The 24,049-nt window shown below is 65.0% G+C and carries 24 protein-coding genes; 14 read left to right on the forward strand and 10 right to left on the reverse strand.

The window, feature by feature from the left end; all coding sequences use genetic code 11:
- The first annotated feature begins 2 nt into the window (after positions 1 to 2).
- From ABWY06_RS11725 to ABWY06_RS11740, 4 genes are all read left to right on the forward strand, one after another.
- Complete coding sequence (locus ABWY06_RS11725; RefSeq protein ID WP_353925744.1) at positions 3 to 800, forward strand: hydroxymethylpyrimidine/phosphomethylpyrimidine kinase; 798 nt, start codon at positions 3 to 5, stop codon at positions 798 to 800.
- On the forward strand, positions 797 to 1,441 hold the full coding sequence (gene thiE / locus ABWY06_RS11730; RefSeq protein ID WP_353925745.1) for a thiamine phosphate synthase: 645 nt from the start codon (positions 797 to 799) through the stop codon (positions 1,439 to 1,441). The genes ABWY06_RS11725 and thiE overlap by 4 nt, the downstream gene beginning before the upstream one ends.
- A gap of 70 nt (positions 1,442 to 1,511) precedes the next feature.
- Positions 1,512 to 2,795, forward strand: coding sequence for a glutamate-1-semialdehyde 2,1-aminomutase (gene hemL / locus ABWY06_RS11735; protein WP_353925746.1), 1,284 nt, complete (start codon positions 1,512 to 1,514; stop codon positions 2,793 to 2,795).
- A 245-nt stretch (positions 2,796 to 3,040) separates the two neighbouring features.
- Positions 3,041 to 3,589 (forward strand): tetratricopeptide repeat protein, encoded by a 549-nt coding sequence (locus ABWY06_RS11740; RefSeq protein WP_353925747.1) that lies wholly within the window; start codon positions 3,041 to 3,043, stop codon positions 3,587 to 3,589.
- Between the two features lie 221 nt (positions 3,590 to 3,810).
- Here ABWY06_RS11740 and ABWY06_RS11745 read toward each other — a convergent pair whose 3' ends face one another.
- Positions 3,811 to 4,137: a DUF1820 family protein gene (locus ABWY06_RS11745; protein ID WP_353925748.1), complete on the reverse strand. Its 327-nt coding sequence runs from the start codon at positions 4,135 to 4,137 to the stop codon at positions 3,811 to 3,813.
- A 127-nt stretch (positions 4,138 to 4,264) separates the two neighbouring features.
- Between ABWY06_RS11745 and miaB the strand changes: the two genes are divergently transcribed.
- The 5 genes from miaB (at position 4,265) to lnt (ending at position 9,601) form a co-directional block, all read left to right on the forward strand.
- Positions 4,265 to 5,605 (forward strand): tRNA (N6-isopentenyl adenosine(37)-C2)-methylthiotransferase MiaB, encoded by a 1,341-nt coding sequence (gene miaB / locus ABWY06_RS11750; protein ID WP_353925749.1) that lies wholly within the window; start codon positions 4,265 to 4,267, stop codon positions 5,603 to 5,605.
- A gap of 87 nt (positions 5,606 to 5,692) precedes the next feature.
- Positions 5,693 to 6,676: a PhoH family protein gene (locus ABWY06_RS11755; RefSeq protein ID WP_353925750.1), complete on the forward strand. Its 984-nt coding sequence runs from the start codon at positions 5,693 to 5,695 to the stop codon at positions 6,674 to 6,676.
- A complete protein-coding gene (gene ybeY / locus ABWY06_RS11760; RefSeq protein ID WP_353925751.1) occupies positions 6,669 to 7,139 on the forward strand; it encodes an rRNA maturation RNase YbeY in 471 nt (156 codons plus the stop codon). Before ABWY06_RS11755 ends, ybeY begins: the two co-directional genes overlap by 8 nt.
- 34 nt (positions 7,140 to 7,173) lie before the next feature.
- Positions 7,174 to 8,013: a CorC family transporter gene (locus tag ABWY06_RS11765; protein WP_353925752.1), complete on the forward strand. Its 840-nt coding sequence runs from the start codon at positions 7,174 to 7,176 to the stop codon at positions 8,011 to 8,013.
- 67 nt (positions 8,014 to 8,080) lie between these two features.
- Positions 8,081 to 9,601, forward strand: a complete 1,521-nt coding sequence (gene lnt, locus ABWY06_RS11770) for an apolipoprotein N-acyltransferase (RefSeq protein WP_353925753.1) — start codon at positions 8,081 to 8,083, stop codon at positions 9,599 to 9,601.
- 73 nt (positions 9,602 to 9,674) lie between these two features.
- On the opposite strand, the gene ABWY06_RS11775 is transcribed toward lnt, so the two are convergent.
- Both ABWY06_RS11775 and ABWY06_RS11780 read right to left on the reverse strand, forming a co-directional pair.
- Entirely contained in the window at positions 9,675 to 10,436 is a 762-nt protein-coding gene (locus tag ABWY06_RS11775) for a YdcF family protein (RefSeq protein WP_353925754.1), read from the reverse strand.
- A gap of 55 nt (positions 10,437 to 10,491) precedes the next feature.
- Positions 10,492 to 10,947: a hypothetical protein gene (locus ABWY06_RS11780; RefSeq protein WP_353925755.1), complete on the reverse strand. Its 456-nt coding sequence runs from the start codon at positions 10,945 to 10,947 to the stop codon at positions 10,492 to 10,494.
- Between the two features lie 199 nt (positions 10,948 to 11,146).
- On the opposite strand from ABWY06_RS11780, the gene leuS reads away from it, so the two are divergent.
- From leuS to ABWY06_RS11805, 5 genes are all read left to right on the forward strand, one after another.
- A complete protein-coding gene (gene leuS, locus ABWY06_RS11785) occupies positions 11,147 to 13,771 on the forward strand; it encodes a leucine--tRNA ligase (protein ID WP_353925756.1) in 2,625 nt (874 codons plus the stop codon).
- 81 nt (positions 13,772 to 13,852) lie between these two features.
- The gene (locus ABWY06_RS11790; RefSeq protein WP_353925757.1) at positions 13,853 to 14,464 is read left to right on the forward strand and encodes an LPS-assembly lipoprotein LptE; all 612 of its coding nucleotides are present in this window, start codon (positions 13,853 to 13,855) and stop codon (positions 14,462 to 14,464) included.
- Positions 14,465 to 14,499: 35 nt separating this feature from the next.
- Positions 14,500 to 15,537, forward strand: a complete 1,038-nt coding sequence (holA, locus tag ABWY06_RS11795) for a DNA polymerase III subunit delta (protein WP_353925758.1) — start codon at positions 14,500 to 14,502, stop codon at positions 15,535 to 15,537.
- Between the two features lie 85 nt (positions 15,538 to 15,622).
- Complete coding sequence (gene arfA / locus ABWY06_RS11800; RefSeq protein WP_353925759.1) at positions 15,623 to 15,787, forward strand: alternative ribosome rescue factor ArfA; 165 nt, start codon at positions 15,623 to 15,625, stop codon at positions 15,785 to 15,787.
- Between the two features lie 77 nt (positions 15,788 to 15,864).
- Positions 15,865 to 17,163, forward strand: coding sequence for a lytic murein transglycosylase (locus ABWY06_RS11805; RefSeq protein ID WP_353925760.1), 1,299 nt, complete (start codon positions 15,865 to 15,867; stop codon positions 17,161 to 17,163).
- A gap of 515 nt (positions 17,164 to 17,678) precedes the next feature.
- Here the strand turns inward: ABWY06_RS11805 and lipA are convergent.
- From lipA to rodA, 7 genes are all read right to left on the reverse strand, one after another.
- Positions 17,679 to 18,659, reverse strand: coding sequence for a lipoyl synthase (lipA, locus tag ABWY06_RS11810; protein ID WP_353925761.1), 981 nt, complete (start codon positions 18,657 to 18,659; stop codon positions 17,679 to 17,681).
- Positions 18,656 to 19,309, reverse strand: a complete 654-nt coding sequence (lipB, locus tag ABWY06_RS11815) for a lipoyl(octanoyl) transferase LipB (protein WP_502948189.1) — start codon at positions 19,307 to 19,309, stop codon at positions 18,656 to 18,658. The genes lipA and lipB overlap by 4 nt, the downstream gene beginning before the upstream one ends.
- The gene (locus ABWY06_RS11820) at positions 19,309 to 19,581 is read right to left on the reverse strand and encodes a DUF493 domain-containing protein (protein WP_353925762.1); all 273 of its coding nucleotides are present in this window, start codon (positions 19,579 to 19,581) and stop codon (positions 19,309 to 19,311) included. Before ABWY06_RS11820 ends, lipB begins: the two co-directional genes overlap by 1 nt.
- A gap of 61 nt (positions 19,582 to 19,642) precedes the next feature.
- Positions 19,643 to 20,803 carry a D-alanyl-D-alanine carboxypeptidase family protein gene (locus tag ABWY06_RS11825; protein WP_353925763.1) on the reverse strand — a complete coding sequence of 387 codons (1,161 nt, stop codon included), beginning with the start codon at positions 20,801 to 20,803 and terminating at the stop codon, positions 19,643 to 19,645.
- A 105-nt stretch (positions 20,804 to 20,908) separates the two neighbouring features.
- Positions 20,909 to 21,919 carry a septal ring lytic transglycosylase RlpA family protein gene (locus ABWY06_RS11830; protein ID WP_353925764.1) on the reverse strand — a complete coding sequence of 337 codons (1,011 nt, stop codon included), beginning with the start codon at positions 21,917 to 21,919 and terminating at the stop codon, positions 20,909 to 20,911.
- Positions 21,919 to 22,929, reverse strand: coding sequence for a lytic murein transglycosylase B (mltB, locus tag ABWY06_RS11835; protein ID WP_353925765.1), 1,011 nt, complete (start codon positions 22,927 to 22,929; stop codon positions 21,919 to 21,921). Before mltB ends, ABWY06_RS11830 begins: the two co-directional genes overlap by 1 nt.
- 16 nt (positions 22,930 to 22,945) lie before the next feature.
- Positions 22,946 to 24,049 carry a rod shape-determining protein RodA gene (gene rodA / locus ABWY06_RS11840; RefSeq protein WP_353925791.1) on the reverse strand — a complete coding sequence of 368 codons (1,104 nt, stop codon included), beginning with the start codon at positions 24,047 to 24,049 and terminating at the stop codon, positions 22,946 to 22,948.

Genomic DNA, 24,049 nt, shown 5'->3' on the forward strand with positions numbered 1-24,049 from the left:
TCATGACTCTTTATACTTCCCGCCCCGTTGTACTCTGCCTGTCCGGCCACGACCCCAGTGGCGGCGCCGGCCTGCAGGCCGATATCGAAGCCTTGCTCGCCCAGGGCTGCCACGCCGCCCCGGTGGTCACCGCGCTGACCGTGCAGGACACCCGCAATGTCAGCGATTTTCGCGTGCTCGATCGCCCGTGGGTGCTGGCCCAGGCCCAGGCGGTCTTCGCCGACCTACCGGTGGCCGCGATCAAGCTCGGCATGCTCGGTTCCCTGGAGATGGTCGCCACCGTGGTCGAGCTGATCCAGGCGCACCCGTCCCTGCCCGTGGTCTGCGATCCGGTGTTACGGGCCGGCGGCGGCGGTGCGCTGGGCAAGGACGAGGTCGGTTACGCCATGCGTGAACAGCTGCTGCCCCTGGCGCGCATCGCCACACCGAACCTGCCCGAGGCACGTATCCTGGCCGAACTGCCCGACGGCAGCGCCGATGCATGCGCGCAAAAGCTGCTGCCTCACTGCCCTTACCTGTTGATCACCGGCGGCCATGGCGACGAACACCAGGTGCATAACCGCCTGTATGGCCGTGACGGCCTGCGCCAGACCTTCACCTGCGAGCGCTTGCCCGGCAGCTACCATGGTTCGGGTTGCACCCTGGCCAGCGCCCTGGCCGGCCGCCTCGCCCAGGGCGAGGAGCTGGTCAGCGCCGTGCAGACCGCCCTGAGCTACACCTGGCGTACCCTGCGCGATGCCGAGCAGCTCGGCCAGGGCCAGTTCGTGCCACGCCGCCTGCCCCTGGATTTCTGCTCATGAAAGCCGCCGCCCCAGTGAAACTGCGCGGGCTGTACGCCATTACCGACAGCCAGCTGCTGGCCGAGGGCAAACTGCTGCCCTATGTCGAAGCGGCGCTGCAAGGCGGCGTACGCCTGCTGCAATACCGCGACAAGTCCGCCGACGAGACCCGCCGCTTGCGCGAGGCCCAGACCCTGCAAGCACTCTGCGAGCGTTATGGCGCCTGCCTGATCATCAACGACGATGCCGAGCTGGCTGCCCGCCTCGGCGTGGGCCTGCACCTGGGCCAGTCCGACGGCTCGCTGGCGGCCGGCCGCGCGCTGCTGCGCCCGCGGGCGGTGATTGGCGCGACCTGCCATGCACGCCTGGACCTGGCCGAGCAGGCCGCCCGCGACGGCGCCAGCTATGTGGCCTTCGGCCGTTTTTTCGACTCACTGACCAAACCCGGCGCCGCCCCGGCGACCCTTGAATTGCTGCAGCAGGCGCGGGCTCGCCTGAACCTGCCGATCGTCGCCATCGGCGGCGTGACCCTGGACAACGCGCCAACCCTGCTGGCAGCCGGCGCCGACCTGCTGGCAGTGGTGCACGGGCTGTTCGGCGCACCTTCGGCCGAGCAGGTCCGAAGCCGCGCCGAGGCCTTTAGCGCGCTGTTTCACCCTTGATTGACTCGCTGATAAACCCGCGCTGCCGAACGCTTGCGAGCCGTCCGGCAGCGTCCGACTGGAGAAAACCATGTCCCGTTCCGAAGAGCTGTTCCAACGCGCGCAACAGCACATCCCCGGCGGCGTCAACTCGCCGGTCCGCGCGTTCAAGAGCGTCGGCGGCACCCCGCTGTTCTTCAAGCACGCGGCCGGCGCCTATGTGACGGACGAGGACGACAAGGCCTATGTCGACTATGTCGGTTCCTGGGGGCCGATGATCCTCGGCCACAGCCATCCCGAGGTGCTCGACGCCGTGCGCCGGCAACTCGAACACGGCCTGTCCTATGGCGCACCCACAGCACTGGAAACCGAGATGGCCGACCGGGTCTGTGCCCTGGTGCCGTCCATGGACATGGTGCGCATGGTCAGCTCCGGCACCGAGGCGACCATGAGCGCCATCCGCCTGGCGCGCGGCTTCACCGGCCGCGACAGCATCCTCAAGTTCGAGGGCTGCTACCACGGCCACTCCGACAGCTTGCTGGTCAAGGCCGGCTCGGGCGCCCTGACCCAGGGCGTACCCAGCTCCGCCGGGGTGCCGGCGGCCTTCGCCAAACACACCCTGACCCTGCCCTTCAACGACAGCGCAGCGGTCGAGCACCTGCTGAACGAAGTCGGCCAGGAAGTGGCCTGCATCATCGTCGAGCCGGTGGCCGGCAATATGAACTGCGTGCCGCCGGCACCGGGTTTTCTCGAGGGCCTGCGCCGCCAGTGCGACAAACACGGCGTGGTACTGATTTTCGACGAGGTGATGACCGGTTTTCGCGTGGCGCTGGGTGGCGCACAGGCGCATTACGGCGTGACGCCGGACCTGACCACCTTCGGCAAGATCATCGGCGGCGGCATGCCGGTGGGCTGTTTTGGCGGTAAACGCGCCATCATGGAGTGCATCGCACCGCTCGGGCCGGTCTACCAGGCCGGCACCCTGTCGGGCAATCCGCTGGCCATGGCCGCTGGCCTGGCCACCCTGCGCCTGATCAGCCGCCCCGGCTTCCACGCCGAACTGGGCGCCTTCACCGGCCGCCTGCTCGACGGCCTGCAGCAACGCGCCGATGCCGCCGGCATCCCGTTCGTGACCACTCAGGCGGGGGGCATGTTCGGCCTGTATTTCAGCGGGGCGGACGACATCGTGACCTTCGAAGATGTGATGGCCAGCGACGTGCAGCGCTTCAAGCAGTTCTTCCACCTGATGCTCGAGGGTGGCGTGTACCTGGCACCCAGCGCCTACGAGGCCGGCTTCACCTCCATCGCCCACGGCGAACCGGAGCTGCAACTGACCCTGGACGCCGCCGAGCGGGCCTTTGCCGCCATGGCCTGAGACGCGGAGCGCCGCGTCGAGGCTCAAGACGGCGGCGCAATTGCCCGAAACTCGCGGCGCACCAGGCAAACCGGGTGCGCCGCGAGCGCCCACAGCCCCCCTGCCATGAAAAAAGCCAGTAAAGACTTTGTAAGCAGGGGGTCGCTTATTTCATAATGTGATGGCGGGCGCGTTTGTCCGGATCAATCGGCATGCTGACCGGTTCCGTATCGCATTTATCTTGGTTTTGAGGCGCGTTGATTGCCATGAGTCGCACCGGCCGCACCCTGTATCTGGGCTGCCTGTTGCTTGTACTGCCGCTGCTGGCCGCAGCGGGCGGCAACTCCTTGCTGATCCCGGCGACCGGACGCTGCACCCTCAATACCCCGCCTGAAGAGCTGGCCCAGGCCCTGACCATCTGCCAGGACGCCGCACAGAACGGCGATATCGCCGCCGAGTTCGAGCTGGGCGAGTTCCATTACCAGGGCAAACTGGCCCCACGCGACCTGGCCCAGGCCCTGCGCTGGTTCGAACAAGCCTCGCTGCAGGGCCATCCGCAGGCGCAATACCGCCTCGGCTTGATGTTCTTTCGCGGCGAAGGCGTACCGGCCAACAACGTCCAGGCCTATATCGTGCTGAAAATGGCCGCCATCAATGGCGCCGAAGAAGCGCTGGACACCGCCGACCTGGTGGCCGCGCAGATGCGCCGCGATGAGTTGGAGATCTCCACCCAGGTGCTCGGGCAGATTTTCCGCAACTACCTGCTGGAACTGCAGACCGCCGATCAGGGCTCACCCTTCGCGCCGCTGCCGTAAGCCCAGATACCCCGGCAGATTTTCCGCACCTTTTTTGCACAATCGCTGCTGGAATTGCTGGAACTGCTGGAACTGCAGACCGCCGATCTGGGCTCACCCTTCGCGCCGCTGCCGTAACGGCCGCGCAGGATAAGCCTGCGATACTCATCATCCCGCGGCATGGGTATCGCTTCGCTCAACCCATCCTACCCAGCTTATGGCTTACGGCTTGTAACTTGCCGCTACCGCTCCGGCATCGGCATGGGGAACGGCATCACGTTACCACCGCCCTTGGCCTCGCTGATTTTCGGCGTGCCGACCCGCTCGACCTCGTCGATGCGAATGATCGCATGCATGGGCACGAAGCTGCGCACCACGCCTTCGAACTGCGCCTTGAGCTTTTCTTCGCTGGGATCGACCACCACCTGGGTGCGCTCGCCGAAGACGAATTCCTCCACTTCCAGGAATCCCCACAGATCGCTTTGATAGATCTGCTTGGCGTACATTTCGAACACCTGGCCCTGGTTGAGAAAGATCACCTTATAGATCGGGGCTTCGCGCTTGCTCATGGGTGACGGACGGCTGCCAAAAATAAAGGGCGCAAATAGTAACACAGCCATCAGGCCGGCAACGCTAGGAAGCCTGCTGTCCGAGCATTATACTGTGCGGTTCCTCGAACCACCCCGACGAACCGGCATGACCAAGAAGCTGTATATCGAAACCCACGGCTGCCAGATGAACGAGTACGACAGCTCGCGCATGATCGACCTGCTCGGTCAGGACCAGGCCCTTGAAGTCACGGCCCGCGCCGAGGATGCCGACGTGATCCTGCTCAACACCTGCTCGATCCGCGAGCGGGCCCAGGATCGGGTCTACTCCCAGTTGGGCCGCTGGCGCGAGCTGAAACTGGCCCGCCCGGAGATGGTGATCGCGGTCGGCGGCTGCGTGGCCAGCCAGGAGGGTGCGGCGATCCGCGACCGCGCGCCCTACGTCGACGTGGTGTTCGGCCCCCAGACCCGGCACCGCCTGCCGCAGATGATCGACGCCGCGCGTATCACCCGGCTGCCCCAGGTGGACGTGTCGTTTCCGGAAATCGAGAAATTCGACCACCTGCCCGAGCCGCGCATCGATGGCCCGAGCGCCTACGTCTCGATCATGGAAGGCTGCAGCAAGTACTGCACCTTCTGTGTGGTGCCCTACACCCGCGGTGAAGAGGTCAGCCGCCCCTTCGACGCGGTCCTCGAGGAAATCCTGCACCTGGCCGACAACGGTGTGCGCGAGGTCACCCTGCTCGGGCAGAACGTCAATGGCTACCGCGGCCTGACCCATGACGGCCGCAGCGCCGACCTGGCCGAGCTGATCCGTGTGGTGGCGGCCGTCGAGGGCATCGACCGTATCCGCTACACCACCTCGCACCCGCTGGAATTCTCCGACAGCCTGATCCAGGTGCACGCCGAAGTGCCGCAACTGGTCAAACACCTGCACTTGCCGGTACAGGCCGGTTCGGACCGCATCCTGGCGGCGATGAAACGCAACCACACCGCGCTCGAGTACAAGTCGAAGATCCGCAAACTGCGCGCCGTCTGCCCGGACATCAGCATCACCTCGGACTTTATCGTCGGCTTCCCCGGCGAGACCGAGCAGGACTTCGAGCAGACGATGAAGCTGATCCGCGAAGTCGGCTTCGACTTCTCCTACTCCTTTGTCTACAGCGCACGCCCCGGCACGCCGGCCGCCTCGCTGAGCAACGAGATCCCGGCAGAGGTCAACCGCGAACGCCTGGCGCGCCTGCAGCACCTGCTCAACCAGCAGGGTTACGAGATCAGCCGACGAATGGTCGGCAGCTTGCAGCACATTCTCGTCAGCGACTACTCGAAGAAGGACCCGGGCTGGCTGACGGGCCGCACCGAGAACAACCGGATCGTCAACTTCCCTTGCGACAACCCACGCCTGATCGGTCAATTCGCCACCGTGCATATCGACGAAGCCCTGCCGCATTCCCTGCGCGGCAGCCTGCGCGAAACGCCGCCCGGTTAAAACTTTCGGCAGCTGTGCTTTCACCCCAGGACGCCTGGGGTTATCCTCCGATCATTACCCCAGCCGACTGGCGGCCACCACACGACCTTGAACGCACCCATAGAACCTCATCGCTTTATCCTCGAACCCTTTGAAGCTCGCCGCTTCGCCAACCTCTGCGGGCAATTCGACGAGCATCTGCGCCTGATCGAACATCGCCTGGCGATTGAAATCCGCAACCGCGGCAACCAATTCGAACTGCTCGGCGCGCCCGAACACACCCACTCCGCCGAACACCTGTTGCGTCGCCTGTACCGTGAAACAGGTACGACCGACCTGTCGCCGGACCTGGTCCATCTTTTCCTGCAGGAGTCCGGCGTGGAAGAACTCGTCAATCCCGTTAGCGAGCCCGGTGTGGCCCTTCGCACCCGCAAGGGCATGATCCGCCCGCGCGGCGCCAACCAGCAGCGCTACGTCAAGTCGATCCTCGATCACGACATCAACTTTGGCATTGGCCCGGCGGGCACCGGCAAGACTTACCTGGCGGTGGCCTGCGCGGTCGACGCCCTGGAGCGCGAGCAGGTACGCCGCATCCTGCTGGTGCGTCCGGCGGTGGAGGCCGGGGAAAAACTGGGCTTCCTGCCCGGCGACCTGTCACAGAAGATCGACCCTTATTTGCGCCCGCTGTACGACGCCCTCTACGAGATGCTCGGCTTCGAGCAAGTGGCCAAGCTGATCGAGAAACAGGTGATCGAAGTGGCTCCGCTGGCCTATATGCGCGGACGTACCCTGAACAACAGCTTTATCATCCTCGACGAGAGCCAGAACACCACACTGGAACAGATGAAGATGTTCCTCACCCGCATCGGTTTCGGCTCCACCGCGGTGATCACCGGCGACATTACCCAGGTCGATTTGCCGCGCGGCACCAAGTCCGGGCTGACCCATGTGATCGATGTGCTGCAGGATGTACCCGGTATCAGCTTCACCCACTTCCTGTCCAAGGACGTGGTCCGCCACCCCCTGGTGCAGCGCATTGTCGAAGCCTACGAGCGCTTCGAGCAACGCCAGGCGGAGTCGGACAATGCTTGAGCTGGACCTGCAGCGCGCCAGCGACGCCGAGGCGCCCAGCGAAGCCGCCTTCGCCCAATGGTGCGCCCTGGCGCTGCGCCAGCGCAGCGCCGACTCCGAACTGACGATCCGCCTGGTCGACGAAGCCGAAGCCCGCGAACTGAACCGCACCTACCGGCACAAGGACTACGCCACCAACGTCCTGTCCTTTCCCGCCGATGTGCCGGAGGGTCCGGGCGGCGTTCCGCTGCTGGACATCCCGCTGCTGGGCGACCTGGTGATCTGCGTGCAGGTGGTGACCCGCGAGGCCGCCGAGCAAGGCAAGAGCCTGGACGCGCACTGGGCCCACCTGGTCATCCATGGCTGCCTACACCTGCTCGGCTACGATCATATCGACGAGGACGAAGCCCTCGAGATGGAACACCTGGAACAACAATTGCTCGCCGAACTGGGTCACCCCGACCCATACGCCGACGAAGAATGACTGCCAACGCGCAAGGGATATTGAGTACACAAGCATGAGCGAAGATCGATCGAGCAATGGGCAAAAGTCCTGGCTGGGAAAAATCACCCAGGCTTTTGCCCACGAACCCAAGAACCGCCAGGAGCTGCTGGAGCTGCTACGCGAGGCCCATCAGAACAAGCTGCTGGACAGCGAGGCGCTGGCCATAGTCGAAGGCGCGATCCAGGTCGCCGACCTGCAGGTGCGCGACATCATGGTGCCGCGCTCGCAGATGATCAGCATCAAGGCCAGCCAGGCACCGCGCGAATACCTGCCGGCCATCATCGAGTCCGCCCATTCGCGCTACCCGGTGGTCGGCGAGACCCTGGACGACGTGATCGGCATCCTGTTGGCCAAGGACTTGCTGCCCCTGATACTGCAGGACGACCCCCAGCAGTCCAATATCAAGGACCTGCTGCGGCCAGCGACCTTCGTCCCCGAGTCCAAGCGCCTGAATGTGCTGTTGCGCGAGTTCCGCGCCAACCACAACCACATGGCGGTGGTGGTTGACGAGTACGGCGGCGTGGCCGGCCTGGTCACCATCGAGGACGTGCTGGAACAGATCGTCGGCGATATCGAGGACGAGCACGACGTCGAGGAGGACAGCTATATCAAACCGCTGCCCAGTGGCGACTTCCTGGTCAAGGCGCTGACACCCATCGACAGCTTCAACGAGACCTTCACCAGCCAGTTCTCCGACGACGAATTCGACACGGTCGCCGGCCTGGTGATGAATGCCTTCGGCCACCTGCCCAAGCGTAACGAGATTACCGAGATCGGCGACTTCCGCTTTCGGGTGCTCAGTGCCGACAGCCGCCGCATCCACCTGCTGCGCCTGACCCAGCTGTCACGTTGAAGCCCGGCGTCGGCGTGCCACTTCGCCGCACGGCGCCTGCCCACTCCCGTCACCCCCAAGGACGCCCATGAACTGGATCTCCCGCCCCGGCTGGCCGGGCAACCTGCTGGCGCTGCTGGCCGGCGCGCTGACCCCACTGGCGCTGGCCCCCTACGACCTGTGGCCGCTGATACTGCTGAGCATCGCCCTGCTCTACCTGGGCCTGCGCGCACTGCAGCCGCGCCAGGCCGCCGTGCGCGGCTGGTGCTACGGCTTTGGCACGTTCGCCGCGGGCACCAGCTGGGTCTACGTCAGCATCCATGACTTCGGCGCCGCCTCGCCGGCGCTGGCCGCCTCGCTGACCTTGGCCTTTGTCGCGGCACTGGGCCTGCTGTTTGCGCTGACCGCCTGGCTCTGGGCACGCTGGCTGCGCCGCAATGAAGCCCCCCTGGCCGACGCCCTGGCGTTCGCCGCACTGTGGCTGGCCCAGGAGCTCTTTCGCAGCTGGTTTCTCAGCGGCTTTCCCTGGCTCTACGCCGGCTACAGCCAACTGAACGCCCCCCTGGCCGGCCTGGCGCCCCTGGGCGGAGTCTGGCTGATCTCCTTCGCCCTGGCGTTGAGCGCCGCGCTGGTAGTCAACCTGCCACGCCTGCGGGCCCGCCCGGCCTTCTTGCTGGTCGGCACCCTGGTGCTGGCGACGCCCTGGCTGGCGGGTCTGGCCCTGCAAGGCAAAGCCTGGACCGAACCGGCCGGCAAGCCCCTGAGCGTCGCGGCCGTGCAGGGCAACGTCGAGCAAAACCTCAAATGGGACCCCGCGCAACTCAACGCCCAGCTACGCCTGTACCGCGACCTAAGCCGGCAAGCCACGCGCAGTGACTTGGTGGTCTGGCCGGAAACCGCGGTACCGGTGCTTAAGGAGTTCGCCGAGGACTACCTGGCCGACATGGACAAGTTCGCCAAAGGCCGCCAGGCCGCGCTGATCACCGGCGTACCGGTGCGCCAGCTGAACGACCGAGGGGAAAAACGCTATTACAACGGTATCACCGTGGCCGGCGTCGGCCAGGGCACTTACCTGAAACAGAAGCTGGTGCCCTTCGGCGAGTACGTACCGCTGCAGGACGTGCTGCGTGGGGTGATCGCCTTTTTCGACCTGCCCATGTCGGACTTCGCCCGCGGCCCGGCCGATCAGCCACTGTTGCAAGCCAAGGGGTATCGGATCGCACCTTTTATCTGCTACGAAGTGGTGTACCCGGACTTTGCCGCTGACCTCGCGGCCCAGAGCCACCTGCTGCTGACCATCAGCAACGACGCCTGGTTCGGCCGCTCCATCGGCCCGCTGCAGCACCTGCAAATGGCCCGGATGCGCGCCCTGGAGGGCGGGCGCTGGATGATCCGCGCCACCAACAACGGTCTCACCGCGCTGATCGACCCGTTCGGCCAAGTGACTGCGCAACTGCCACCGTTTGAGCAGGGGGTACTGCTCGGCGAGGTGGTGCCCATGCAGAAGCTGACGCCCTACCTGTACTGGCGTGCCTGGCCCCTGCTGATCCTCTGCGGCTTGCTGTTGGGCTGGGCGTTGTTGGCCGGGCGCATGGCCAAAACGCTGTAGGCCGCCGGCGGGCTGGCACCAAACAACGCGCCGAGGCCGCTCGACGAACAGCCTGGCCGTAGCCGACCGGCCATCACCGGTACAGCAGGGGGTAAATCAGCAAGCCTGCGGCCTCGTTGAGCAGCACGCCGTTCTGCCAGAACGCCTTGCCTTCCGGCAACCAGCCGCCCCCTGGCCGCGCATTGGCCACGCCCCAGAATCCCATGGGGGCCGCCAGCACCTCGAACCCGGCCTGCTCGAAACACCAACGCGCCCGCGGCATATGGGCGGCATGGGTCACCAACACTATCCGCCGCAGCCCCAGGGGCGCCAGCAGCCGGGCGGTCTCGGTGGCGTTTTCCCAGGTAGTGCGGCTGGTCTCCTCACGCCAGCGCACCGGCTGGGCAAAATCGCGCTGCAGGCTGTCGGCCATGATGGCCGCCTCGCTCGGCGGCTGCCCATAGTGCAGGCCGCCACTGGTCAACAGCGGCAGACCCGAAGCCCGCGCCAGCCGTGCCGCATAACGCAGCCGCTCCATCGCCAGGCCACCGGGCTGATCGGCGCCCCAGGCGGGATCGGCGCGCTCGCGGCCGGCACCCAGCACCACGATGACCTCGGCGTGCCCAGCCAGTCTCGGCCAGTCCACTTCAGTCAGCACCGCGGTCGGCTCCAGGGCTCGCGCCGACCATTGCACCACGATCGGCAGGCTCATCAGCCACAGGCCAGCGAAACCCAGCGTAAAACAGGCCGCGGCCAGCCGTGGCGCGCGACGGCGCAGCCACCAGGCCAGCAGCAGCACGAGCAGCAGGCCACCAGGCGGCAACACGAATTGTTTGAAAAGATAGCGAAACGGCATGGGCATCTCCAGGTGGCCCAAGCCTAAACCCAGGGCGGCCCCGGCGCGAGTCGCCTCAGCTGCTGCGGCGCGGACTGCCAGCGCGGAACAGTTGCGACCCGCAGGTCTGGCAGGCCTGAATGCCGGTTCCCCGCTGCCACTGGGCAGCTGTGCCACACAGGGCGCAGCACAGGTGCTGGCGACGCTTGAACAGGGGCTTGGCGCGTGCGGGGGTTTTACTGACGGGTTTGCTGCCAGGGCGGACGGCCTTGGCAGTTTTGACCGGCTGTTGCTCGATGATCGCCAGTTCCTCGGCGGCGGCATGCCACCCCCGCAGCCAATGCAGATCGCGGTCGAGGTAGGCCCGGATCAACTGCAGTTCGGCGCTGCTCAGGCCACGCAGTTCGAGCTCCCGGGGCGACTCCTGACGCAACGCCGTAGCGGTGTCTGCCTCCTCCAACGCCAAGGCCAGGCGCGCCAGCAACCGCTCGTAAAGCCCACCGCTTGCCTGCGCGCCTCGCACCTCACCCATCCCGCACCTCGTAGCGGACAGCCCAACTGCCCCTTTGTGGAAAGCTTAGCGTCGCCCTTGCGTCCGATCCCCTGCCGCGACCAACGGCGAGCCCCCGCACGGCCCCGGCCCGCTCGGCGCAATCAGGGTTTCCCTCGGCCAAGCGCCCTCATGTATGCTACCGGACTTCCTGTAAACCCCCTTCTCAGCCTAAGTAGCCATGCACGAACTCTATCAGCCCCGTGAAATCGAAGCCGCCGCGCAAACCTACTGGGACCAGCAGAAGTCCTTTGAAGTCAGCGAACAACCGGGCAAGGAGACCTTCTATTGCCTGTCGATGTTTCCTTACCCCAGCGGCAAGCTACACATGGGGCATGTGCGCAACTACACCATCGGCGATGTGATCGCGCGTTATCAGCGCATGCAGGGCAAGAACGTGCTGCAGCCCATGGGCTGGGACGCCTTCGGCATGCCGGCGGAAAACGCCGCGATGAAAAACAACGTGGCGCCCGCCAAATGGACCTACGAAAACATCGCCTACATGAAGACCCAGCTGAAAAGCCTGGGCCTGGCGGTCGACTGGTCCCGTGAAGTCACCACTTGCAAACCGGATTATTACCGCTGGGAACAATGGCTGTTCACCCGCCTGTTCCAGAAAGGCGTGATCTACCGCAAGAACGGCAACGTCAACTGGGATCCGGTGGACCAGACCGTACTGGCCAACGAACAGGTGATCGACGGTCGCGGCTGGCGCTCCGGCGCGCTGGTGGAAAAGCGCGAGATCCCGATGTACTACTTCAAGATCACCGCCTACGCGGAAGAGCTCTTGAGCAGCCTCGACGACCTGCCCGGCTGGCCGGAACAAGTCAAGACCATGCAGCGTAACTGGATCGGCAAATCCCGCGGCATGGAAGTCAGTTTCCCCTACGACCAGGTCTCGATCGGCCAGACCGGTGCGCTGAAAGTCTTCACCACCCGCCCCGACACCCTGATGGGCGCCACCTACGTGGCCGTGGCCGCCGAGCATCCGTTGGTCAACATCGCCCTTGAGCGCCTGCCGTCCGAGCAGGCGGTTGCCTTGCGCGCCTTTGTCGAGGAATGCAAACGCGGCGGTGTGGCCGAAGCCGATATCGCCACCCAGGAAAAAAAGGGCCTGCCCACGGACCTGTTCGTCGAACACCCGCTGACCGGTGAGCGGCTGCCGGTGTGGGTCGCCAACTACGTGCTGATGCACTATGGCGACGGCGCGGTCATGGCCGTACCGGCCCACGACGAGCGTGACTTTGCCTTCGCCAGCCAGTACGGCTTGCCGATCAAGGCCGTGGTGCGCACCTCCGCCGGCGACGAAACGCCGGCCCCCTGGCAGGCCGCCTATGGCGAGCACGGCCAACTGATCAACTCGGGCGAATTCGACGGCCTGGATTTCGCTGGCGCCTTCGATGCCATCGAAGTGGCCTTGCTGAAGAAAGACCTCGGCCAGGCGCGCACCCAGTTTCGCCTGCGCGACTGGGGCATCAGCCGCCAGCGTTACTGGGGCTGCCCGATCCCGATTATCCACTGCGACACGTGCGGTGATGTACCGGTACCGGAAGATCAGCTGCCGGTGGTGTTGCCCGAGGACGTGGTGCCCGACGGTGCCGGCTCGCCCCTGGCGCGCCTGGCCGAGTTCTACGAATGCACCTGCCCCAGTTGCGGGCGGCAGGCCAAGCGCGAAACCGACACCATGGACACCTTCGTCGAGTCCTCCTGGTATTTCGCCCGCTATGCCTCGCCCCACTACACCCAGGGCATGGTCGACCCGGCCGCGGCCAACCACTGGCTGCCGGTGGACCAGTACATCGGCGGCATCGAGCACGCGATCCTGCACCTGCTGTATGCGCGTTTTTTCCACAAGCTGATGCGCGATGAAGGCCTGCTCGACTCCAATGAGCCATTCAAGAACCTGCTGACCCAGGGCATGGTCATCGCGGAAACCTTCTACCGCCTGGAGCCCAATGGCGCCAAGAGCTGGTTCAATCCCGCCGACGTGGAACTGGTGCGCGACGCCAAGGCCAAGGTCATTGGCGCCACGCTGAAGAGCGACGGCCTGCCGGTGGAGATCGGCGGCATCGAGAAAATGGCCAAGTCGAAGAATAACGGCGTCGACCCGCAGTCGATGATCGACCAGTACGGCGCCGACACCTGCCGCCTGTTTATGATGTTCGCCTCGCCGCCGGACATGAGCCTGGAATGGTCGGACTCCGGAGTCGAGGGCGCAAACCGTTTTCTGCGCCGGGTCTGGCGCCTGGCCCAGGCCCATGTGGTCCGGGGCCTGCCGGCCAGTGGTGCGGACCAGGCCAGCCTGGACGACAGCCAGAAGGAACTGCGCCGTGCCATTCACCTGGCCATCCGCCAGGCCAGTCAGGATGTCGGCCATAACCATAAATTCAACACCGCCATCGCCGCCGTGATGACCCTGATGAACGTGCTGGAAAAAGCCGCCCACGACAGCGAGCAGGATCGCGCCCTGCTGCACGAAGGCCTGGAAACCGTAGCCCTGCTGTTGGCACCGATCACCCCGCACATCAGCCACACGCTGTGGCAGGCCCTGGGCCATGCCGGGGCGGTCATCGATGCGGCCTGGCCGGTGCTGGACGAGTCGGCGTTGGTGCAGGACAACCTGACCCTGGTGATCCAGGTCAACGGCAAGCTACGCGGGCAGATCGAGATGCCGGCGACCGCGACCCGCGAAGCCATCGAGGCGACTGCCCGCAGCCACGAGAGCGTGCTGCGCTTCACCGAGGGCCTGACGATCCGCAAGGTCATAGTCGTGCCGGGCAAACTGATCAATATCGTCGCCAGCTAAGATGCGCGGCGAGGGCTCGCCGCCCTTGCCCGCCATCCGGCCGGGGCACATCGATGCACATGGTTTTTAGGGGATAACAGGATGATCAAACGCAATCTGATGGTACTGGGGCTGGCGGCGCTGCTGAGCGCCTGCGGTTTTCAGCTGCGTGGCATGGGCGACGCCCAATTCGCCCTCAAGGAGCTCGACCTGACCGCGCGCAACGCCTACGGCGAGACCGTCAAGCAGGTTCGCCAGGTCCTGGAGAACAACGACGTCAAGGTCTACCCCGGTGCGCCATACCAGTTGATCCTGGTGCGCGAGGAAGAAACCCAGCGCACCGCCAGCTACACCGGCACCGCGCGCAGCGCCGAGCGCGAGTTGAGCACCAGCCTCGAATACGAGATCCGTGGCCGCAAGAACCTGCTGCTGCTCAGCGACAAGCTGGAAGCGCAGAACACTTACTCGCACGACGTCAACAACCTGATCAGCTCCGACCTGGAGTCCGTGCAATTGCGTCAGGAGATGCGTCGCGACCTGATCCAGCAACTGGTCATGCGCTTGCAACTGGTCACCCCCGAGCGCCTCGATCAATTGCAACAAACGGCTGAAGCTAAGGCCCAGGCCGAAGCGGAAGCGCTGGCCGCTGCCCGCCGCGCCGAAGCGGCCAAGCCGCAGCAATCGCCGTTGCAACTGCCGATCCCGACGCCCTGAGTCCGCCGGGGCCGTAGCACGGCCCCGTCACGCCGATGAAACTCAATCCCGCCCAGCTCGCCAAGCACCTGCAAGGGGCCCTGAGCCCCGTCTACGTGGTCAGTGGCGACGAGCACCTGCTGTGCCAGGAGGCCTGCGACGCCATCCGCGCAGCCACCCGCCAACAAGGGTTCAGCGAACGCCAGGTGTTCAACGCTGACCCCAGTTTCGACTGGGGTAGCTTGCTGCAAGCCGGCGCCAGCCTGTCGCTGTTCGCCGACAAACGCTTGCTGGAACTGCGCGTGCCGTCCGGCAAACCCGGCGACAAGGGTACCGCCGCCCTGCTGCACTACCTGGCGCGACCGGCCGAGGACACGGTACTGCTGATCAGCTTGCCGAAACTCGACGGCAGCACGCAAAAAACCAAATGGGCCAAGGCGCTGATCGACGGCGCGGACGCGGTGTTCCTGCAAATCTGGCCGGTCGAGACCACGCAGTTACCGCAATGGATTCGCCAGCGCCTGGCCCAGGCCGGGCTGGCGGCCAGCGCCGCCGCAGTGGAGCTGATCGCCGCGCGGGTCGAAGGCAACCTGCTGGCCGCCGCCCAGGAGATCGAAAAGCTCAAGCTGCTCGCCAGCGCTGGCCAGGTGGACGTCGACACGGTGCAGGCCGCGGTGGCCGATAGCGCCCGCTTCGATGTCTTCGGCCTGATCGACGCGGCGCTCAATGGCGAAGCAAGCCATGCCCTGCGCATGCTCGAAGGGTTGCGCGGTGAAGGGGTCGAGACGGCCGTGATCCTCTGGGCACTGGCCCGCGAAGTGCGCCTGCTGGCCAGCCTGGCCCAGCAGTACAGCCAGGGTGTGCCGCTGGAGAAAGCCTTCAGCCAGGCACGCCCGCCGGTCTGGGACAAACGCCGCCCGCTGGTCAGCAAGGCCCTGCAGCGGCACAGCGCGGCACGCTGGCAGCAACTGCTGATGGACGCCCAGCGTATCGACGCGCAGATCAAGGGTCAGGCCATTGGCGATCCCTGGATCAGCCTCAGCCGCCTCAGCCTGATGATCGCCGGCCAGCGTCTGGCGCTGCCTGCCGAGTAACCGGCAGGCCTCTGGACTTTTGCCCCATGGCGGCGGATGATCCGCGCGACCTGCAACCTTGCAGGTTCTGCACGAGGACTGGAGCATGGCCAAACAGCCAAAAAAACCCACAAAGAAAACCCCCAACCGCGCCAAATCCCTGATCGCCCAGCCGCTGTTTCGCAGCCGACAGGAAACGCCCGCCAAGGGCAAAGGCAGCTACCGCCGCGAAGCCTCCCACTGGGAGGCTTCTTTCATTCTGGCCGCCTGAAACGCCGTGGCCGGGCCAACTATCGCCGACTGCCATGTTAAGGTTGGCACCTCGCAAAAAATGCCCTGAGAGCCTCGATGCCTTACCTGCCCCTGCGTAGCCTCACCTGCGCCGCCCTGTTGCTCAATGGCGCGCTGCTAAGCGCCTGTGCCGACACCCAGGCACAAACACCTCCTTCCGCGGCCCCGATCTCTGCGGCAGCCGTCAAGCCGCCCGCCCTCACCCCTGCTGCGGCGCCACCCCCCGTACTGGTCCTCAGCTTCGATGACTGGCGTCAGCAGCTGCGCGCCGAGGCCCTGACTGCCGGCATCTCGGCCGAGCTGTTCGACCGCGCCTTGCACGGCATTAGCCTGGACCCTTCGGTACTGGCGGCCGACAGCAGCCAACCCGAATTCAGTCGACCGATCTGGGCCTATCTGGATGGCGCCGTCTCGGCCAAGCGCGTCAGCCAGGGCCAGGCGGCCTGGGCGCAGCAACAGGTCAACCTGACCGCCATCGAACAACGGTATGCCGTGCCGAGCGAGATTCTGGTGGCGATCTGGGGCATGGAAAGTGGCTATGGCGGCAATATCGGCAGCAACAACGTGATCCGTTCGCTGGTCACCCTGGCCTACGAGGGCCGACGCCAAGGGTTCTGGCGGGAACAATTGCTGGCGGCGCTGCGGATTCTCGAGCAGGGCGACAGGACGCCCGAAGGCCTGATCGGCTCCTGGGCCGGCGCCATGGGCCAGACCCAGTTCATGCCGACCACCTACGCCACTCATGCGGTGGATTTCGACGGCGACGGCAAACGCGACCTGTGGGGCTCGCAAGCCGACGCACTGGCCTCCACCGCTCATTACTTGCAGGCATCCGGTTGGCAGCCGGGACAACCCTGGGGGAGCGAAGTGGTGTTGCCGCAAGGGTTCGACTACGCCCTGGCCGATCCGCAGGTGCGCAAAACCGTCAGCACCTGGGTCGAGCTGGGTATCAAGCTGCCGGCGGGCTTCACGAAAGACACCGCGGGCGACGCCTCGTTGCTGCTGCCGGCCGGGTATCGCGGCCCGGCATTCCTGGTCCTGGCCAACTACCGCGCCCTGCTCAAGTACAACAACTCCACGGCCTATGCCCTGGCGGTGGCCACCCTGTCCGAACGCTTGCGTGGCGCCGAGGGTATCCGCGGCGAATGGCCACGGGACGAGCGCCAACTCGGGCGTAGCGAGCGTATTGAACTGCAGGAGCTGCTGACTCGTCACGGCTACGCCCCCGGTGTGCCGGACGGCATCATTGGCGCCAACACCCGCAACGCTGTACGCGCCTTCCAGCAACGCTTGGGGCTGCCCGCCGATGGTTATCCCGGCTACGCGCTGCTGGAACAGCTGCGCGCCCTGCCGTGAGTGGCGGGCAGGGCCCCTGTAGGCTGGGTTGAGCGCAGCGATACCCATCGCGTGGACCCCTCGATGGGTTACGCGGCGACGGGCAGTGGCGTGGGTCGGCGGTCCGTCAGATGCGCCGCTAACCCATCCTGCGCGGCCCCATGATCCGTAGGCTGGGTTGAGCGCAACGATACCCATCGCTTGACCTCCTCGATGGGTTACGCGGCGGCGGGCATTGGCAGGGGGTTGGCGGTCCGGCAGCTGTGCCACTAACCCATCCTGCGCGGCCCCATGATCCGTAGGCTGGGTTGAGCGCAGCGATACCCATCGCGTGGACCCCTCGATGGGTGACGCGGCGGTGGGCATTGGCGGGGGTGGCGGTCCGGCAGCTGTGCCGCTAACCCATCCTACGCGGCCCCATGATCCGTAGGCTGGGTTGAGCGCAGCGATACCCATCGCGTGGACCCTTCGATGGGTTACACGGCGGTGGGCATTGGCGGAGGTTGGCGGTCCTTCAGCTGCGCCGCTAACCCATCCTACGCGACGCCCTTGGCGCCGTGGGCCTGCTGGTCGGCGTGGTAGGACGAACGCACCAGCGGGCCGGAGGCGACGTTCTTGAAGCCCATCCGCGCGCCTTCCTCGGCGAACCAGGCGAACTGGTCCGGGTGCACGAAACGCTGCACCGGCAGGTGGCTGCGCGAGGGTTGCAGGTACTGGCCAAGGGTGAGCATGTCGATCTCGTGCTCGCGCATGCGCTGCATCACCTCGACCACTTCGGCGTCGGTCTCGCCCAGGCCCAGCATCAACCCGGACTTGGTCGGCACCTGGGGCACCAGGGCCTTGAACTTCTGCAGCAGGTCCAACGACCACTCGAAGTCCGACCCCGGGCGCGCCGCCTTGTACAGCCGCGGCACGGTTTCCAGGTTGTGGTTGAACACGTCCGGCGGCTCGGCGGCGGTGATCGCCAGGGCTACGTCCATGCGCCCGCGGTAGTCCGGCACCAGGGTCTCGAGCTGCACGCCCGGCGACAGCGCGCGGATCTCGCGCAGGCAGTCGGCGAAATGCTGGGCGCCGCCGTCGCGCAGGTCGTCGCGGTCCACCGAGGTGATCACCACGTATTTCAGGCGCAGGTCGGCGATGGCCAGGGCCAGGCTTTTCGGCTCGTTGGCATCCAGCGGCTTGGGCCGACCGTGGCCGACGTCGCAGAACGGGCAACGCCGGGTGCAGATGTCGCCCATGATCATAAAGGTCGCGGTGCCGCCGGAGAAACACTCGCCCAGGTTCGGGCAGGAGGCTTCCTCGCAGACGCTGTGCAGCTTGTGCTGGCGCAGCAGCTGCTTGATCCGGTCGACCTCGGGGGAGACCGGTACGCGCACGCGGATCCAGTCCGGTTTACGCGGCAGTTCTTCGGTGGGCAGGATCTTCACCGGGATACGGGCCATCTTTTCGGCGCCGCGCAGCTTGACCCCGACTTCCACCTTGGCCGGGCCTTTGCCGGCTTCCACAACAGTGCTCATAGCGATTCGATTCCGCCCGTTAGGGTCGTCTGTTCAGCGTAGTCAAGGTGTCTGACGAGCTGCGCGCGCATGCGGGCACGTACCTCGGCAAATTCTATCGGAGCGGCCACCAGGTCCGCCAACTGAGTCATGGCCAATCCGGCATAACCGCAAGGGTTGATGCGCTGAAAGGGCTGCAGGTCCATGTCGACGTTCAGCGCCAAGCCATGGAACGAACGCCCGTTGCGGATCCGCAGGCCCAACGAGGCGATTTTCGCCTCGCCCACGTAGACACCCGGTGCATCAGCGCGGGCCTGGGCGTCGACGCCGTACTCGGCAAGCAGGCCGATCAAGCTGGCCTCGATGCGATTGACCAACTCACGCACGCCGAACCCCAGGCGCCGCACGTCCAGCAGCAGGTACGCGACCAGTTGGCCAGGACCGTGATAGGTGACCTGGCCACCGCGATCGACCTTGACCACCGGGATAGCGCCGGGGACCAGCAGGTGTTCGGCCTTGCCGGCCTGCCCCTGGGTGAACACCGACGGGTGCTCGAGCAGCCAGATCTGGTCGGCGGTCGACGGCTCGCGGGTGTCGGTGAAGCGTTGCATGGCCCGCCAGGTCGGCTCGTAGTCCTGCACGCCCAGTTCGCGAACCCCCAGAGCCGACATCAGAGCACCATATGCACGCGGCCAGTGGCACGCAACGCACTATTGATGTCCTGCAGTTGTTCGATACTGGTGGCGGTGATCAGCAACTGCACCGTCTGGTAACGGCCATTGCGACTGTCGCGCAAGACCATGGTGCTGGGGTCCAGGCCCGGCGCATGCGGCCGCACCGTGGCGATCACCAGCTCGGCGAAGCCTTCGCCGGCGTCGCCGATGACCTTGATCGGGTAGGCCTCGCAAGGCAGTTCGATGGTTACGTTTTGCACATCGGTCATGGTCGGATCCACCAGGGGCACGCGCGCCGAGCCACAGGGCCGGCCACGCGCGCACGTGCGATTAGTTGAACAGCTCGAAGAAGAACAGGCGGATACCGTCCCACAGGCGACGGAAGAAACCGCCTTCCTCGACCGCTTCCAGCGCGATCAGGTCGGCGCTCTGCACCAGTTTGTCACCCAGCTTGACCTCGACTTTGCCGATCACCGCGCCTTGGGCGATCGGTGCCACCAGTTGCGGGGTCAACAGCGTCTCGGCCTTGAGGTTCTTCGCCTGGCCCTTCTGCATGCTGATGGTCAGGTCCTGGGCCAGGCCGGCTTTCACCTGGCGACTGGCGCCCTTCCATACCACCGCCTGGGCCAACTCCTCGCCCTTCTTGTAGAAGGTCTGGGTTTCAAAGAAACGGAAACCGTAGGTCAGCAGTTTCTGGGTTTCCGCCGCGCGCGCCTGTTCGCTGTTGGTGCCGAAGACCACGGTAATCAAACGCATGCCGTCCCGCACCGCCGAGGACACCAGGCAAAAGCCGGCCTCTTCGGTATGGCCGGTTTTCAGGCCATCCACTGTCTTGTCGCGCCACAGCAGCAGGTTGCGATTCGGTTGCTTGATGTTGTTCCAGAAGAATTCCTTCTGCGAGTAGATGGCGTAGTGCTCGGGGTCTTCGTAGATGATTGCCCGTGCCAGCTTGGCCATGTCGGCCGCCGAGGAATAATGCTCCGGATCCGGCAGGCCGGTGGCGTTCATAAAGTGGCTGTTGCTCATGCCCAGGCGCTGGGCCGTGGTGTTCATCATGTCGACGAACGCCCCCTCGCTGCCGGCGATGTGCTCGGCGATGGCCACGCTGGCGTCGTTGCCGGACTGGATGATGATGCCGTGCAGCAGGTCGCTGACCGAGACCTGGGTGCCGACCTGGATAAACATCCGCGAGCCGCCAGTACGCCAGGCGTTTTCACTGATCGTCACCAAGTCGCTTTCGCTGATCTGCCCGCGACGGATCTCCAGTGTCGCCATATAGGCAGTCATCAGCTTGGTCAGGCTGGCAGGCGGCAGGCGCTGATCACCGTTATTTTGCACCAGCACGTTGCCGCTGACGGCATCCATCAGCACATACGCGGTGGCAGCCAATTGCGGCGGAGCCGGCACCACCTGCTCGGCAGCCTGGGCGGCAGGCAACACGATCAGCAGGACGAGCAGGCACAGGCGTTGGGTCAAACTGGTGATATTCATCCGTCTCTCGAAAGCTGATTGAAGTTCTGCAGCCGGCGCGCCATGCGCCGAGCTGCCTGTTCCACGACCCTGTGGACGGCCTCGGGGGCCGGGCCTAACGGTCTATCACTCGGCCTTGACCAGGGTCGGATCGCCCAGGCGGGCCAGCCGCACGCTCTGCTGCACCTGCTGGACCTCATCCTGAGTGCTGATCGGTCCCAGGCGAACCCGGTGCAGGATCTGTTGGTTGCGCACCACCGAGTTGATAAACACCGTGGCACTGACTGTCTGGCTCAACTTGGCCTTGAGAAGTTCCGCAGCGTCCGGATTGGCGAAGGCGCCCACCTGGAGAAACAGGCCAGATGCTCCGACTGAATCGTTTTTTTTTGCGTCGATCTGCACCGGCAGCACGGCCGCGGCATGCTGCTGAGCGGGCGGCGAATACTGTTCGATGGACGCTCCCATGGTCATCGGGCCATTGGTCACCGGCTGCGACGTGGCCATTTTCGGCCCCGCCAACACCATGGGCATCGGCCGTCCCTGCTGCGCCCACCATTCACTGGGATCGATCCCCTCGACCTTGACCCGGGCCGTGCCGCTCTCGGCATAGCCGAGCTTTTTCGCCGCGGCGAAGGACAGGTCGATGATACGGTCGGAATAGAACGGGCCACGGTCGTTGACCCGCAGTATCACGCTCGTGCCGTTGTCCAGGTTGGACACCCTCACATAGCTGGGCAGCGGCAGGGTCTTGTGCGCGGCGGTCATGCCATACAGGTCGTAGGCTTCGCCATTGGCCGTGGCCTGCCCATGGAACTTGGTGCCGTACCAGGACGCGGTGCCACTGGCCCGGTAGCGCCGGGCATCATTGATCGGATAATAGGTCTGCCCCAGCACGGTATAGGGGTTGGCCTTGACCGGCCCATAGTGCGGCATGGGCACCGCGTCCGGAATGCGCGAGACGTCCACGTCCCACCAGGGCGCACCGTCGCGATGCGGACGACTGAAATCACCGGGGCCGGAGACCGCTCCGCCCTGCTTGACCGGGGCCACCGGTTGCGGAGTTCGGCTCGAGGAGCAACTGGCCAGGGCCAACGCGAGGGTGGCACCGGCGGCCAAGGTAAAGGGTGTGGAACGCATCACTTGAAACCCCGTGCTTTGACCAGCGATTCGGATAGTTGGTGCACCGCCATGGCGTACATCACGCTGCGGTTGTAGCGGGTAATGGCATAGAAATTGGGCAGACCCAGCCAGTATTCGGGACCGCCAGCTGCCTCCAGGCGAAATGCGGTCACGCGCAGGTCATCGCCCAGCGCATCGTGGCTGGACCAGCCCAATGCCCGCAGTTGTCCGACGTTCTTCACCGGTTCGATGCCTTCGGTAAGGCCCTGATCGGCCTGTGCCCCCTTGACGTCGGCTTGACTCACGACCGGCAGGCCCGCCTTCCAGCCATGGTGCTTGAAATAGCTGGCCACGCTGCCGATGGCATCGGTCGGGTTGCCCCAGATATCGATATGGCCATCATTGTCGAAATCCACCGCGTAAGCGCGAAAACTGCTCGGCATAAATTGCGGCAGACCCATCGCCCCCGCGTAGGACCCCTTGAGGGTCAGCGGATCGACCTGTTCTTCGCGGCTGAGCAGCAGGAACTCCTTGAGTTGCTGGCGGAAGAACGGCGCCCGCGGCGGGTAATCGAAGGCCAGGGTCGAGAGCGCGTCGAGCACCCGGTAATTACCGGTGTTGCCCCCATAGAAGGTCTCCACGCCGATAATCGAGACGATCACCTGCGCAGGCACCCCGTAGGCCTTTTCGGCACGCGCCAAGTCCTCCTCGTGTTCCCGCCAGAAATCCACGCCACGTTTGATCCGGGCATCGGTCAGGAAAATTGGTCGATAGTCTTTCCAGGGTTTGACTTTTTCCGCTGGGCGCGAAATCGCATCGAGGATCACCTGTTTGCGCTGGGCCTGGCCAAACAGTTCGACCAGTTGTTCGGCCGCGAAACCGTAGTCGCGCGTCATCTCCGCAATGAATTCGGCGACCTGCGGCGAGCCCACATAGTCGGCACCGCTGGCCACCGGAGCAGCGCTCAGCAGGGCCGTCAAACCGACCCACTGTACTTTTCGAGTTGCCCAGCGACGCATTGTCAACATTGCACTATTCACCTGATCACACCTGAGCGATCCACTTACGATGCGTGTGGATCGCCATTAGAATTCCAAACCCGCAGAGCAGCGTCACCATCGAGGTGCCGCCGTAACTGATAAACGGCAGGGGCACCCCTACCACCGGCAGCAGGCCACTGACCATGCCGATATTAACGAACACGTAGACGAAGAAGGTCATCGTCAGGCCGCCGGCGAGCAGCTTACCGAAGAGCGTCTGTGCCTGGACAGTAATAACCAAGCCGCGTCCGATCAGCAGCAGGTAAACCAGCAACAGGACACAGATGCCCACCAACCCGAATTCTTCACCGAGGACCGCAATGATAAAGTCCGTATGGCTTTCCGGCAAAAAATCCAGGTGGGACTGGGTGCCCAGCAACCACCCCTTGCCGAACACACCGCCCGAACCGATCGCCGCCTTGGACTGAATGATATTCCAGCCGGTCCCCAGGGGATCGCTTTCCGGGTCGAGGAAGGTCAACACGCGCTGACGCTGATACTGCAGCAACACGAAGTACCACATGCCCACGGCGATCGGCACCACCGCCGCCACCGCGCCGAGGATCCAGCGCCAGCGCAGGCCGGCGACGAACATCACGAAACAGCCCGAGGCCAGGATCAGCAACGCGGTCCCCAAGTCCGGCTGGCGGACCACCAGCCCGAAGGGAATACCGATCAGCGCCAGGCTGATACCGATATGCTTGAGGCGCGGCGGCAGGCTGCGCTTGGCCAGGTACCAGGCGATCGTGGCCGGCATGATCAGCTTCATAAATTCAGAGGGCTGAAAGCGAATCACCCCTGGGATATTGATCCAGCGTGTCGCGCCCATGGCGTTATGGCCGATGACATCCACCACCACCAGCAGCGCCAGCCCCATCACGTAGGCCAAGGGCACCCAACGCGCCATAAAGCGCGGCTCGAATTGGGCAATTACCAGCATCAGCACCAGGCCAAGGCCGAATGAAGTGGCCTGTTTGATCAACAGATCCCAATTCTTGCCGCTGGCCGAATAAAGCACGAACAGGCCGCCCGCCGCGAGCACCAGCAGCAACAGCAACAACAGCCCATCGATATGCAGGCGCTGCAACAGGCTGGAGCGCCGGCGCAG

Origin of the sequence: Pseudomonas sp. (assembly GCF_040514055.1) — a bacterium.
GTDB lineage: Bacteria > Pseudomonadota > Gammaproteobacteria > Pseudomonadales > Pseudomonadaceae > Aquipseudomonas.

Excerpts from the sequence above, each read along its gene's own strand:
- ABWY06_RS11820 (WP_353925762.1), bottom strand. The coding sequence starts at position 19,581 with ATGACCGATGTGCAAAACGTAACCATCGAACTGCCTTGCGAGGCCTAC.
- lnt (WP_353925753.1), top strand. The coding sequence starts at position 8,081 with ATGAACTGGATCTCCCGCCCCGGCTGGCCGGGCAACCTGCTGGCGCTG.
- arfA (WP_353925759.1), top strand. The coding sequence starts at position 15,623 with ATGGCCAAACAGCCAAAAAAACCCACAAAGAAAACCCCCAACCGCGCC.
- miaB (WP_353925749.1), top strand. The coding sequence starts at position 4,265 with ATGACCAAGAAGCTGTATATCGAAACCCACGGCTGCCAGATGAACGAG.
- thiE (WP_353925745.1), top strand. The coding sequence starts at position 797 with ATGAAAGCCGCCGCCCCAGTGAAACTGCGCGGGCTGTACGCCATTACC.
- ABWY06_RS11825 (WP_353925763.1), bottom strand. The coding sequence starts at position 20,803 with ATGAATATCACCAGTTTGACCCAACGCCTGTGCCTGCTCGTCCTGCTG.
- ABWY06_RS11745 (WP_353925748.1), bottom strand. The coding sequence starts at position 4,137 with ATGAGCAAGCGCGAAGCCCCGATCTATAAGGTGATCTTTCTCAACCAG.
- lipA (WP_353925761.1), bottom strand. The coding sequence starts at position 18,659 with ATGAGCACTGTTGTGGAAGCCGGCAAAGGCCCGGCCAAGGTGGAAGTC.
- lipB (WP_502948189.1), bottom strand. The coding sequence starts at position 19,309 with ATGTCGGCTCTGGGGGTTCGCGAACTGGGCGTGCAGGACTACGAGCCG.
- ABWY06_RS11830 (WP_353925764.1), bottom strand. The coding sequence starts at position 21,919 with ATGCGTTCCACACCCTTTACCTTGGCCGCCGGTGCCACCCTCGCGTTG.
- leuS (WP_353925756.1), top strand. The coding sequence starts at position 11,147 with ATGCACGAACTCTATCAGCCCCGTGAAATCGAAGCCGCCGCGCAAACC.
- ABWY06_RS11805 (WP_353925760.1), top strand. The coding sequence starts at position 15,865 with ATGCCTTACCTGCCCCTGCGTAGCCTCACCTGCGCCGCCCTGTTGCTC.
- hemL (WP_353925746.1), top strand. The coding sequence starts at position 1,512 with ATGTCCCGTTCCGAAGAGCTGTTCCAACGCGCGCAACAGCACATCCCC.
- ybeY (WP_353925751.1), top strand. The coding sequence starts at position 6,669 with ATGCTTGAGCTGGACCTGCAGCGCGCCAGCGACGCCGAGGCGCCCAGC.
- ABWY06_RS11740 (WP_353925747.1), top strand. The coding sequence starts at position 3,041 with ATGAGTCGCACCGGCCGCACCCTGTATCTGGGCTGCCTGTTGCTTGTA.
- ABWY06_RS11725 (WP_353925744.1), top strand. The coding sequence starts at position 3 with ATGACTCTTTATACTTCCCGCCCCGTTGTACTCTGCCTGTCCGGCCAC.
- holA (WP_353925758.1), top strand. The coding sequence starts at position 14,500 with ATGAAACTCAATCCCGCCCAGCTCGCCAAGCACCTGCAAGGGGCCCTG.
- ABWY06_RS11780 (WP_353925755.1), bottom strand. The coding sequence starts at position 10,947 with ATGGGTGAGGTGCGAGGCGCGCAGGCAAGCGGTGGGCTTTACGAGCGG.
- ABWY06_RS11775 (WP_353925754.1), bottom strand. The coding sequence starts at position 10,436 with ATGCCGTTTCGCTATCTTTTCAAACAATTCGTGTTGCCGCCTGGTGGC.
- mltB (WP_353925765.1), bottom strand. The coding sequence starts at position 22,929 with ATGTTGACAATGCGTCGCTGGGCAACTCGAAAAGTACAGTGGGTCGGT.
- ABWY06_RS11790 (WP_353925757.1), top strand. The coding sequence starts at position 13,853 with ATGATCAAACGCAATCTGATGGTACTGGGGCTGGCGGCGCTGCTGAGC.
- ABWY06_RS11765 (WP_353925752.1), top strand. The coding sequence starts at position 7,174 with ATGAGCGAAGATCGATCGAGCAATGGGCAAAAGTCCTGGCTGGGAAAA.